At 55.1% G+C, this 11287-nt stretch carries 10 protein-coding genes; 5 read left to right on the top strand and 5 right to left on the bottom strand.

What is annotated here, in order from left to right; translation table 11 throughout:
- The 3 genes from Q0510_RS20330 to Q0510_RS20320 form a co-directional block, all read right to left on the bottom strand.
- Nucleotides 1-325, bottom strand: a 325-nt coding sequence (locus Q0510_RS20330) for a histidine kinase (protein ID WP_298715756.1), incomplete at its 3' end; no start/stop codon positions are given.
- Complete coding sequence (locus Q0510_RS20325; RefSeq protein ID WP_298715754.1) at nt 322-966, bottom strand: hypothetical protein; 645 nt, start codon at nt 964-966, stop codon at nt 322-324. The genes Q0510_RS20330 and Q0510_RS20325, both read right to left, overlap by 4 nt.
- A 53-nt stretch (nt 967-1019) precedes the next feature.
- Nucleotides 1020-1415 (bottom strand): hypothetical protein, encoded by a 396-nt coding sequence (locus Q0510_RS20320; protein ID WP_298715752.1) that lies wholly within the window; start codon nt 1413-1415, stop codon nt 1020-1022.
- Between the two features lie 421 nt (nt 1416-1836).
- Between Q0510_RS20320 and Q0510_RS20315 the strand changes: the two genes are divergently transcribed.
- Complete coding sequence (locus Q0510_RS20315) at nt 1837-2724, top strand: hypothetical protein (RefSeq protein ID WP_298715750.1); 888 nt, start codon at nt 1837-1839, stop codon at nt 2722-2724.
- Nucleotides 2725-2906: 182 nt separating this feature from the next.
- On the opposite strand, the gene Q0510_RS20310 is transcribed toward Q0510_RS20315, so the two are convergent.
- Nucleotides 2907-3824, bottom strand: coding sequence for a site-specific tyrosine recombinase (locus Q0510_RS20310; protein ID WP_298715747.1), 918 nt, complete (start codon nt 3822-3824; stop codon nt 2907-2909).
- Between the two features lie 232 nt (nt 3825-4056).
- On the opposite strand from Q0510_RS20310, the gene Q0510_RS20305 reads away from it, so the two are divergent.
- The 3 genes from Q0510_RS20305 (at nt 4057) to Q0510_RS20295 (ending at nt 10360) form a co-directional block, all read left to right on the top strand.
- Nucleotides 4057-7509, top strand: coding sequence for a pyruvate carboxylase (locus Q0510_RS20305; protein WP_298715745.1), 3453 nt, complete (start codon nt 4057-4059; stop codon nt 7507-7509).
- A 210-nt stretch (nt 7510-7719) separates the two neighbouring features.
- A complete protein-coding gene (locus tag Q0510_RS20300; RefSeq protein WP_298715743.1) occupies nt 7720-8973 on the top strand; it encodes a hypothetical protein in 1254 nt (417 codons plus the stop codon).
- A gap of 151 nt (nt 8974-9124) precedes the next feature.
- Nucleotides 9125-10360: a hypothetical protein gene (locus Q0510_RS20295; RefSeq protein WP_298715741.1), complete on the top strand. Its 1236-nt coding sequence runs from the start codon at nt 9125-9127 to the stop codon at nt 10358-10360.
- Nucleotides 10361-10433: 73 nt separating this feature from the next.
- On the opposite strand, the gene Q0510_RS20290 is transcribed toward Q0510_RS20295, so the two are convergent.
- Nucleotides 10434-10850 (bottom strand): nucleoside-diphosphate kinase, encoded by a 417-nt coding sequence (locus Q0510_RS20290; protein WP_298715739.1) that lies wholly within the window; start codon nt 10848-10850, stop codon nt 10434-10436.
- Between the two features lie 180 nt (nt 10851-11030).
- Between Q0510_RS20290 and Q0510_RS20285 the strand changes: the two genes are divergently transcribed.
- Nucleotides 11031-11287 (top strand): bifunctional oligoribonuclease/PAP phosphatase NrnA (locus Q0510_RS20285; protein ID WP_298715737.1); only part of this gene is annotated, 257 nt, incomplete at its 3' end.

The following is an 11287-nucleotide window of genomic DNA, read 5'->3' as shown; positions in this document are numbered from 1 at the left end:
TGGTATCGGCAAACTCCTTTGTTTCTTTAAGTTTTTCCTTTTCCCCGTTCCCGGCGAGTTGCTGTAGGTGGTTGAGGCTGAGTTTGAGGACGGACAGCTGGGCGCCGACCTCGTCGTGGAGGTCTTCGGCGATGCGTTTCCGTTCGATTTCCTGGCCCTGGAGCACGGCTACGAGGCGTTCTTTCTGGATCTGGAGATCCTTTTCCCGGAGGGTCAGCTTATACTGTACTACCTGTTTTTGTTGCAACACCACCATGACGACCACGAAAATACCGAGGCTCATCATAACGATCGTACCCGCCAGGATCAATTGCAGCGTGTTCATGATCTCGCTCTTTTAATCTTTTGGAGGCCAATATAAAAAACAATCACCTGAATTATGCCGGCGATCCACCCGAGGCCCTGGGTTATCCGGAAAAGATTGATGATTTCGGGGCCCGGCTCGTCGCGCAGGAGGAAATTAAAAGAGAGATATAAGATGAAGTTGCAGCATTGGTAGACGAATACGCCGGAATTGAACCAGAATTCGGGGATGGAAGTGATGTAAATGGAGCGTTCGATGAGGGAATTGTCGCGCACGAGCTGTATAAAGAACAGGATGCCATATACGATGAGCACGAAAGTGCGGAAAGATACGAAGATGGAACTGAAGCCGCGGGGGCCGCTGATCCAGAAGAAGTCGATGATAAACGCCAGGGTGACGACGGGCACCATCCAGGCAATGATTTTTCGGGTAAGGGGCTTTTTGATGACGGTTATGAAAAACCAGGAAAGTAAATAGAATGCAACCAGGAACATCACCGCATGCCAGGCCAGGTTATGCCGGAAAATCCGGGCAAGCACTTCGGCGCCAATGCTGAGGGCGGCCGAATGGATAGCATACAGGTAGATGATCCGTTGTTCCTTATTGAACAGCTTGTAATTTAAAGTGAAGGGGATCAGAAGAAGGACTTCGATCCCCATCATGAAATAGAAAATATAGTGATGCAGCGGCACGTAATAGTCTTTATCCTTTGGGATTACTCAGAATCTGAGTTCAGGGGGTTTGATATTTTGGGGCAGTCGAAGGGGCAGAAACCATCTGTCATCAGCGCTCCGCTGTTGGCACTGGCTTTCTTTTCCAGGCTGCGGGTCTGTGCGGGGAAGATGTCGTTGCCTTCAGCGTCCGTGGCGGTAAGCACGAATTTCTTGTCTGCCTTGCCGTCGCCGTCAACATCGAGGCCATAATAAATACGGAGGCCAACGGTACCTTCCTGCGACAGCAGTTCCTGTAATTTGTCGAGCCCGAAGAACTGGGACATTACGGGGTCTTTGTGCTTTTTGCGTTCCAGCTGATCGGTCCGGTAGTTTTTCGTCAGCTTACCGGCAGCCTGCAGGTCGATAAAGATCCCTGTTTCTTTTGAAAATTTTGCCATTGTTTAGCATTTAGGAGTTAGTAATAATGAAAAAAAAAGTCGCGGGTAAAATTATCACAAATTCCCAATCGTCAAACCCCTCCATCCCAGGCCTGCTTCCGGGGAATACGGCTTGAAAATCAGGAATAATTGCCGCCACTGCGGATTTCAGGGGAGGCAGCCTGCCCCGGGCGGGGTATATTTTACGTAGGCCCCTCATAAAAATGCGTAGAAGTACGCATTCGGTATTTACCGTGATTGAACGCTTGATTAAGGGATGGTTTATGTCAACCTTTGCAAGGTGGATAATGACCATGTAGACGGCGCAATCAAAGGCCTTTCTACCATAGTTTGTTTCGTTAGTATGCAGAGGGCGGCCGGTGCCCCCAAACCGGAAGGAACAAAGCGTACCCCAAAATGTAATGTCCAAAAGTGAATCGCTATGAGTTACCTATTGATCGGCAACATCTCTGCGTTGATCTGTGAGGAGTGCATGGAACCCCTGGCCGACGCGCGCATCAGGATTTACCTGCCCGAAGGCCCGCACGACCCCGATGTTCTGGCCCGCGGTATCTTCAAAGATCTGCGACAGATCCCCGGCACACAGGTGAGGGCCAAGGCAGACCGCCTCCTCGCCGAAGCCGAACTGGATGGCAGCGGCAACTTCTGCCTGTCCTGGGACGAGATCCACCTGTTCACCGAACCGCTGGAACTCGACATATGCCTCAACAGCGTGCCCGGCGCACGCAACGCAAGAGAAGGAAGGGCCCAGTATCACCTGAGCACCTTCGTGCCCCATTGGAAAAGAGACCGCGACAAGTACCTCGCCGCCTTCGCGTACGTGGTGCCTGCCGAAAAATGGTCCAACATCCGCCGCGAATTCGGCGCATGGGCCGTTGCCGGAACCGTCCGCCATGCAGACACCGGCGAAGCCCTGCGGACCGTCCGGGTCGAAGCTTACAACGCGCTCAACGACAAACTGCTGGGCTGCGGATACACCAACGAGCTGGGCAAGTACCAACTGTACTTCTCCCGCGATATGCTCTCCGGTAGCCGCTTGATACAGATTATCCGCGAAAGCCGTTACGAGATCAACGACTCGCCCGACGTCTACTTCAAAATCTTCGACCGCGGAGAACCCGTGCTGGAAGAAGACGGATCACAGGCCCATAAACCGGGCCGGCGGCGGATCGCCCACTGCTCACGGCAGAACCTGCAAGCCAGGCCTGCAACCCAACCCCGAAAAACCGGCACCTTCTCCGGATGGATCAACGGATTCATCTCCGGAAAAGCACGCAGCCAGCATAAGGACCGGTATGTGACCTATTAGTAAGCCCATGTTGGAAAGCCCCAAATACACAACAGCTACCTGTTTCTCAGTCATGCCTCCAAGGGTAGCTGTTTTTTTCCTTTCTGACATAACAGACAAGTCCCTATAACTCCAACCCGGAACGGTCCCAGGACCGCCCGGGCGTTGACCCCATCCAAGCCTATAATTAATTTTATAACCCGTTACCGGTGAAACCCGGGATGGAACTGCACCAGCATATCCCGCAGGTATTCGCGGTTGAGATGCGTGTAGATTTCCGTGGTGGTGATGCTTTCGTGCCCCAGCATTTCCTGCACGGCCACGAGGTCGGCCCCGCCTTCCACCAGGTGCGTGGCGAAGGAATGGCGGAAAGTGTGCGGGGAGATGTTCTTTTTGATATTGGCCAGCCGCGCCAGCTCCTTTATAATAAGGAATACCATGACCCGGGTGAGCCCCTTGCCCCGGCGGTTCAGGAACAGGATGTCTTCATGCCCCCGCGCGATGGGCGCAAACTGCCGGAATTCCTCCCGGTACGTATTGATATGCCCGATCGCCGAACGGCCGATCGGTACGAGCCTTTCTTTATCGCCTTTACCCAGCACCCGGATGTACCCGTCGTGGAAATGCAGCTGCGAAAGCCGCAGCCCCACCGCTTCGCTCACCCGGAGCCCGCAGCAATACATGGTTTCCAGCAGGGCGGTGTTGCGCTGGATGATGGCGGGATCTTTCTCCGTTCCATAATTGGGGACCTGTTCAATAATAGCGTCGATTTCTTCCACGCTGAGGAAGTCGGGCAGCTTCCGCGGCGTCTTGGGCGCCTCGAGCAGCTGGGCGGGGTCGTGGGAGATGAGGTCTTCCCGCTGGAGGTACCGGAAAAACGTCCGTATCCCCGAAATCATCCGCGCCTGGCTGCTGGCGGTCATCCCCAGCCCGGCCACCCAGCGGACGCAGGCTTCCAGCTCCTCCAGCGTCACGGATTCCGGTCCAACAGGTTTGCCCGCCTGCACCAGGTACCGCGTCAGCACCCGCACGTCCCGCTCATACGCCTCGATGGTATGTTGCGATAAAGAACGTTCCATCCGCAGATGGACCCTGAACCCGTTGACCGATGCTTCCCACATATCCGTAAAAATATGGGAATGATTCCAAACTATCCACACGCATTAATTTAATTCATCATTTAAGCTCTGATATTGGATAAATCCATTTCAAAGCCCATTTACTTTGAAAAAAATCAACAAATTCGTCAGAAAGTTTAGAAATAAACAAAGAAAAAATACATTCTTTTACTACTTTTATACCCGCTGATTTTTCGCATAAATGTTAAATTGATTGTCTGAACTAACCACAGTTATGTCTGATTCATCGCTAAAAAGGATACACAAGCTGTTAGTGGCCAACCGCGGCGAAATCGCCGTCCGGATTTTAAGGGCAGCATCGGAATTACGGATCAGGACCGTAGCGATCTTTACTTACGAGGACCGCTATTCGCTTCACCGTTACAAGGCAGACGAAGCCTACCAGATCGGGAAGGACGACGACCCGCTGAAACCTTACCTCGACGTGGAAGCAATCATCCACCTGGCCAAGTCCCAGGGGGTAGACGCCATTCACCCGGGATACGGCTTCCTCAGTGAGAACGTGACCTTCGCCCGCAGGTGCCGGGAAGAGGGGATCATTTTCGTGGGCCCCGATCCGGAGGTAATGGCCCAGCTGGGCGACAAGGTAGCCGCCAAAACACTGGCGCGCCGCGTGAACGTGCCCCTGATCGAAGACAGCCAGGTGAAACTGGAAGATGTCGCCACCGTGAAGCAGGAAGCCCTCCGCATCGGCCTCCCAGTGATCCTGAAAGCCGCTTCCGGCGGCGGCGGGCGCGGGATGCGCGTAGTGCGCGATGAATCCCAGCTCGAGCGCTCCTTCCTCGAAGCCCGCGGCGAAGCCGGCAAAGCCTTCGGCGATGATACCATCTTCATCGAAAAGTTCATCGAAGAACCCAAGCACATCGAAGTACAGCTGATGGGCGACAACTACGGCAACATCGTTCACCTCTACGAACGCGACTGCTCCGTGCAGCGCCGTTTCCAGAAAGTGGTGGAGATCGCGCCATCGCCCAACCTCCCCGTCGAAACCCGGGAAGAAGTATACAAATACGCCCTCGCGCTCGCCCGTGAGGTGAAATATAATAACGTGGGCACCGTCGAGTTCCTGGTAGACCGCCAGAACAAGGTGTACTTCATCGAAGTGAACCCGCGCATCCAGGTAGAGCATACCGTGACCGAGGAAGTGACCGGCATCGATATCGTGCGGTCGCAGATCCTCATCGCCAAAGGCCACCAGCTGTCGGACCCCGAGATCTTCCTCAAAAGCCAGGACGACGTGCGCCTTAACGGCTTCGCCATCCAGTGCCGCGTAACCACCGAAGATCCCGAGAACAACTTCACCCCTGATTACGGCACCGTGATCGCTTACCGCAACGCGGGCGGTTTCGGTATCCGGCTGGATGAGGGCAGCGCCTATTCCGGCGTGAAAATCTCGCCCTTCTTCGACTCCATGCTGGTGAAAGTGACCGCTTCCGGCCGCACGCTTTCCGGCGCCGCCGGCAGGCTGCACCGTACGCTGAAGGAGTTCCGTATCCGCGGCGTGAAAACCAACATCCGCTTCTTAGAAAATGTAATCACACATGATACTTTCCGCAAAGGAAACTGCACGGTAGGCTTCATCGACCAGCATCCGGAGCTGTTTAAGCTGTCGCCCATCCGCGACCGCGCCACCAAAACGCTCATGTACCTGGCCGACGTGACGGTAAACGGGCATGTGGACGTCAAAGGCAAGCACGACGGCCGCAAGTTCCGGGTACCGCACGTGCCATCGTTCGATCCGCTGGCGCCCGTTCCGGAGGGTACGCGCAACAAGCTGCAATCCATGGGCCGCGAAGCATTCACGCAGTGGCTCCGCAACGAGAAGCCGGTGTATTTCACGGACACCACTTACCGCGATGCGCATCAGAGCCTCCTGGCCACGAGGGTGCGTACCAAAGACATTCTCGCCGTGGCGGAAGGGTATGCCCGCAACAACCCGCAGATCTTCTCCATGGAAGTCTGGGGTGGCGCCACCTTCGACGTAGCCATGCGCTTCCTGCACGAATGCCCCTGGAGAAGGCTCCAGCTCATGCGCGAAGCCATGCCCAACGTGCTGCTCCAGATGCTGTTCAGGGGCTCCAATGCCGTAGGGTATTCCGCTTACCCGGAAAACCTCATCGCCAAATTCATCGAGAAAGCGGCGGAAAACGGGATCGATATCTTCCGCATTTTCGATTCGCTCAACGATATCGAAGCCATGACGCCTTCCATCGGGTTCGTGCGCAATAACACCACCTCCCTGGCACAGGCCGCCATCAGCTACACGGGCGATATCCTGCATAAAGACAATAAGAAATACACGCTCGACTATTACGTTTCCCTCGCCAAACGCCTGGAAGACGCCGGCGCCCACATGCTCTGCATCAAAGACATGGCCGGCCTCCTCAAGCCGCAGGCCGCCACCGTATTGGTAGGCGCCCTGAAAGACGCGGTGAAACTCCCGATCGTGCTCCATACACACGACACCGCTTCGGTGCAGGCTGCCACTTACCTGAAAGCCATTGAAGCAGGCGTGAACGCCGTGGATTGCGCCATCGCATCCCTGAGCGGGCTCACCTCGCAGCCCAACCTCAACGCCATGGCGGCGATCCTCGAAGGCCATGAACGCAGCCAGTTCATGAACCTTCCTTCCCTCAACGAATACAGCAACTACTGGGAAGACGTGCGCGAATACTATTACCCCTTCGAATCAGACATGAAGGCCGGTACCGCGCAGGTATACCAAAATGAAATCCCCGGCGGCCAGTATTCCAACCTCCGCCAGCAGGCCGAATCCCTCGGGCTGGGCGATAAACTGGAAACCATTAAGCACAACTACGCCGTGGTGAACGACCTGTTCGGCGATATCGTGAAAGTGACCCCCAGCTCCAAAGTAGTGGGCGATATGGCGCTGTTCATGACCGCCAACGGCCTCACCGCCTCCGATGTGCTCGACGAATCCCGCAACCTGGCGTTCCCCGCCAGCGTACAGGGCTTCTTCAAAGGGGAAATCGGACAACCGTACGGCGGGTTCCCGGAAAAAATGCAGAAGATCGTGCTCAAAGGCCAGCAGCCCCTCAACGGCAAACCCAACGCCCATCTCGCACCGGTCGATTTCGATAAGGACTTCGCCGCCTTCCAGCTGAAATACCCGCTGGCCGAATTCCTCGATTACCTCAGCTACCACATGTTCCCGAAAGTATTCGAAGAGTACTATCAGCATGCGCAAACATTCGGTAACGTGGAAGCCATCCCCACACCGGCTTTCTTCTACGGACTGAAGCTCGGCGAGGAAATCCTCATCACCCTCGGCCAGGGCAAGACCATCATCGTAAAACTCCTCTACGTACTGCCTGCCGACGAAAGCGGCATGCGTACCGTGGTATTCGAACTGAACGGTTACACCCGCCGCGTGCAGGTGCGCGACCGCGCCGTGAAAAGCGAAGTACCTTCCAACAAGAAGGTCAGCAACCCGGAACTGGAAGTAGGCGCCCCGCTGCAGGGGAAACTGTCGAAAGTACTGGTGAAAGCCGGCGACAGCATCGGCGCCAACACCCCGCTGTTCATCATCGAAGCCATGAAGATGGAAACTACCGTGACGGCTACACGTGATACAAAAGTGAAATCCATCCACCTCCGCGAAGGCACCATGGTGCAGCAGGACGACCTGGTGGTGGAACTCGAATAGTTTTTATTTTTAAGATTGGTTTGAAAGGCCTCCCGCATGGGGGGCCTTTTTTCATTTCAGCAGCTCCCTTCCCATTTCAAGGCCTCTGCCATACAGATCGAAGCGGCCAACCGTCAGTTAGCCCCGGTTAACGTTGCGCCCTTCCTTCCCGCCACTAATTTTATCCCTGCATACTAACATTTGGCGACCCCCAAAACCAGCAATACACTTATGCGTACAGCATTCTTCTCTTTCCTGATCTGTTGCGCCGCCATCCTGGCAGGCTGCAGCAAAAGCAATACTCCCGGAGACAGGGGAGGGCCCGGCGCCCCCACGCCCCAGGAGGAACCGGACGGCAGCGGCGAAGTCACCGAAGCCGGGAAACCCGACGGATCGCCCGGTACTGAAAAAGCCATCGGGGCCGCCGGCGGCGAAATCGCCAGCGCCGACGGGAAAGTCAAAGTCACCGTGCCCCCCGGCGTACTGTCCAATAACGTCACCATCGGCATCCAGCGTATCAGCAACACCAATCCGCTCGGCAACCAGCATGCTTACCGGCTTACCCCTCACGGACAGCGCTTCAACAAGCCCGTCCAGATTACGTTCCCTTATGACGCCACAAATCTGAAAGGCACTCACGAAGAAGTTATAGGCATCGCTTACCAGAACGAAAAGGGCGTGTGGATCGCTTTGCCGGTGGAGAGAAATACTACAGCCAGGACCATCACCGTCAACACCACCCACTTCTCCGACTGGGCGCTTTTCAATGCGCTCGATATGGTCATCACCAGAGATACCCTGCCCTTGTTCACATCTACTAACGTGTCGGCATTCTGCGACGACGATATGCTCGCGCCACTTACACCGGCAGGACAACCCATCAAAAAAAGAATACTAGCCGCAGACAAATATGTGAAAAGCTGGCGGTTGACCGGTGCCGGGAAATTCGAACATGAAGGGGCAGAAGGTACATACACCGCTCCCGGATCTGTTCTCAAACCGCCGCAAAACCCCGCCACGCTGACCCTGGAATTAAATCCCAAAAACGGGAAGAAATACCTGATGGTCGGCGAAATACTGACCACAGCAGGTTACATGGAAGTCAGGGTCAACGATGGCAGCTGGATAGCTTTACAGGCGAAACATGCGGTAAAGCTGGACGAGCTTTGGAGCGTGGTTTCGTATGTGGACCGGACTAACAAAAAAGGAGTCAGCATTTACTGGAAAGGGGACATCGGCAATTTCAATTTTAACGACGATAACATGGTCATCTTTGCAGATGGCACGGACAATTACGGCTGCTACTACATGGTACGCGGTTCCAACGTTCCGATTGTCAGTCCGGGTTCGATCAACATCTCCGACGTTGGCGCCACCGACAAATTCCTGGAAGGCACCTTCATCATCCAGAAAGCCGGCCTGCATAGCGATATGACCCAAACGCGCAAAATCGAAGGGCGTTTCAGCGTCTGGCGGTCGAACTGAAATAAGCTAAACCCATTCATTCCATCGGTGCTGCCGGTCATTCCGCCGGTTGCACCGATGGTTCTTTTTTGCTGGATAGTGCTATGACGCGGGGATACATTTGCATCTTCACCGGTTTAACCGGAAACCATGCAACTTCAAACCCCATCATATGCACGCATTCAGATTGATGCTGCTGGCTTTGGCCATTACCGCCGGCTGCAGCAAAAGCGATTCCGGTAACGACGGTCCGCCGGATCCCGCCCCGGCAACCGGAACTCCCACACCCGTAGGCGCTCCCGACGGCACGCCTGCCGCTTCCGCCGTTATTGGCGCAGCCGGAGGAACGCTTTCCTCGGCCGACGGGCAATTGAAAATCACCATTCCCGCGGGCGCCTTCACCGCCGACCAGACTGTTTCCATCGAACGGATCGCCTCCCAGAATCCCCTGGGCGTTGGCCGCGGTTACAGGTTGAAGCCCGAAGGCGTACGGTTCACCAAGCCGGTGTCGCTCACTTTCCAGTATTTCCGTGCAGATTCCATTGCGTACCCCCCGGAAGCCATGCGCATTGCTTACCAGGATGCGAAGGGCGTGTGGATGGCCAAACCGGCGACGGTCAACACCGACAACAGGACCGCGACCGTGCTAACCGATCACTTCAGCGACTGGACCTTGTTTACCCCCGTGCGCCTGGAAGTAGACCACCCCGTGGTGAACCCCGGCGGTTCCACAGTCATCAGACTCATACTGGCGGATGAATTCCTCGCGCCGCTGACGAAGGAACAACCCATCAAAGCCAACCTGCCGGCCGATTCCCGCTTCATCAAAAGCTGGAAGGTGACAGGCCCGGGCGCGCTCACCGGCACCGGCGCCATTAACCGGTACGTTGCGCCGCCCAAAGTGACGGCCGGGCAGAACAAAGCCACGATATCGGTGGAAGTATACCGCGCGCTGGGCAAACCTGAAACGGTGAAGCTGAACGCGGAGATCAGGACGATGGAAGGATTCCTGAAAATCAGCATTGATGGCGGTGATGAAATTACTTTGCCGGCGAATCCTGTTGGAAAGGTGGGCGACTTCTACCAATTGTCGACCACGTACAGTCCACAGGCGACGGCCCTTGTTATTTCGTGGCCATTCGGCGTTGGTTCGCATGGATTCAGCATTGAGCCGAGAGCAGATAAGGCGGTAATATCTTTATTTCACAACGACGCCAATTACGGACAGACCTGGTTGGCCGGTGATGTGTTGCGGGCGAGCCCTGGCGCCGTTACGATCACCAGCATGGGAGCGATCGACGGGCTTGTGACGGGGAAATTTGTGGTGGAGAAAGGAGGGAAGTACCCTTTGCTGAAGAGCACCGTCCATTACGAAGGCACCTTCCAGACCACGATAATCGGGGAATAGGCGCGGAGCGTAGCGATAAAAAACAGAAAGGCGGTACCGTGGTACCGCCTTTTCCAGTTATTCCGGGAACGGATTAAAACTTCTCCAGGCCGGAGAAGAAGAAATTGCCTTCGATAGCTGCGTTCTCATCGGAGTCGGAACCGTGAACGGCGTTACGGCCGATGGATTCTGCGTAGATCTTGCGGATGGTGCCTTCCTCTGCCTGCGCGGGGTTGGTAGCGCCGATCAGCTTGCGGAAATCTTCCACAGCGTTGTCTTTTTCCAGGATCGCCGCCACGATGTGGCCGCTGCTCATGAACTCAACCAGCTCGCCGTAGAAGGGGCGCTCTTTATGCACTGCGTAGAATTCGCCGGCTTTCTCAGCGGAAAGACGGAGTTGTTTCATCGCTACAATGCGAAAACCTGCCGCGCAGATCTTGTCCAGGATGCCGCCGATGTGCCCGTTTGCCACAGCGTCGGGCTTGATCATGGTGAAAGTTTTGTTGCTCATATTGGTAATTGGTCGTTATACGTGAGTAATGCCGTTTTGCGCCGCAAAAGTAATCACATTTTGATTACCCGTAAAAAATTTTGAAATTCTGGCTCAAATGGTGAACTTCGCACTTCATTTGCTTAAACGAAAATAACCGCTTTTAAGCGGCTACAACCTTTACTAATCATCATTTTAGGAATGAAGCCGATCGAGGATATCAAGCCACTGCTGGAAAGCCCCAAGAAGGTGGTCATCACCATGCATCAGAAACCCGATGCCGACGCCATGGGCTCTTCGCTGGCCATGTTTCATTATCTCCGCCGGAAAGGGCACGACGTAACCGTCATTTCGCCCACCAATTTCCCCGATTTCCTCAAATGGATGCCCGGTTGCGACCAGGTAGTAGATTTCGAATCACAGAACGACAAGGCGATGAAAGCCCTCGATGGCACCGA

The sequence above is a fragment of the uncultured Chitinophaga sp. genome, assembly GCF_937874145.1.
In the GTDB taxonomy this organism is placed as follows: Bacteria; Bacteroidota; Bacteroidia; order Chitinophagales; family Chitinophagaceae; genus Chitinophaga.
Note: the sequence above shows the minus strand (reverse complement) of the source record. Positions and strands in the feature narration are given on the sequence as shown.

What these genes read in the sequence shown, in the direction of transcription:
- Q0510_RS20325 (WP_298715754.1), bottom strand. Translation starts at nt 966, where the DNA reads ATGATGGGGATCGAAGTCCTTCTTCTGATCCCCTTCACTTTAAATTAC.
- Q0510_RS20320 (WP_298715752.1), bottom strand. Translation starts at nt 1,415, where the DNA reads ATGGCAAAATTTTCAAAAGAAACAGGGATCTTTATCGACCTGCAGGCT.
- Q0510_RS20315 (WP_298715750.1), top strand. Translation starts at nt 1,837, where the DNA reads ATGAGTTACCTATTGATCGGCAACATCTCTGCGTTGATCTGTGAGGAG.
- Q0510_RS20310 (WP_298715747.1), bottom strand. Translation starts at nt 3,824, where the DNA reads ATGTGGGAAGCATCGGTCAACGGGTTCAGGGTCCATCTGCGGATGGAA.
- Q0510_RS20305 (WP_298715745.1), top strand. Translation starts at nt 4,057, where the DNA reads ATGTCTGATTCATCGCTAAAAAGGATACACAAGCTGTTAGTGGCCAAC.
- Q0510_RS20300 (WP_298715743.1), top strand. Translation starts at nt 7,720, where the DNA reads ATGCGTACAGCATTCTTCTCTTTCCTGATCTGTTGCGCCGCCATCCTG.
- Q0510_RS20295 (WP_298715741.1), top strand. Translation starts at nt 9,125, where the DNA reads ATGCACGCATTCAGATTGATGCTGCTGGCTTTGGCCATTACCGCCGGC.
- Q0510_RS20290 (WP_298715739.1), bottom strand. Translation starts at nt 10,850, where the DNA reads ATGAGCAACAAAACTTTCACCATGATCAAGCCCGACGCTGTGGCAAAC.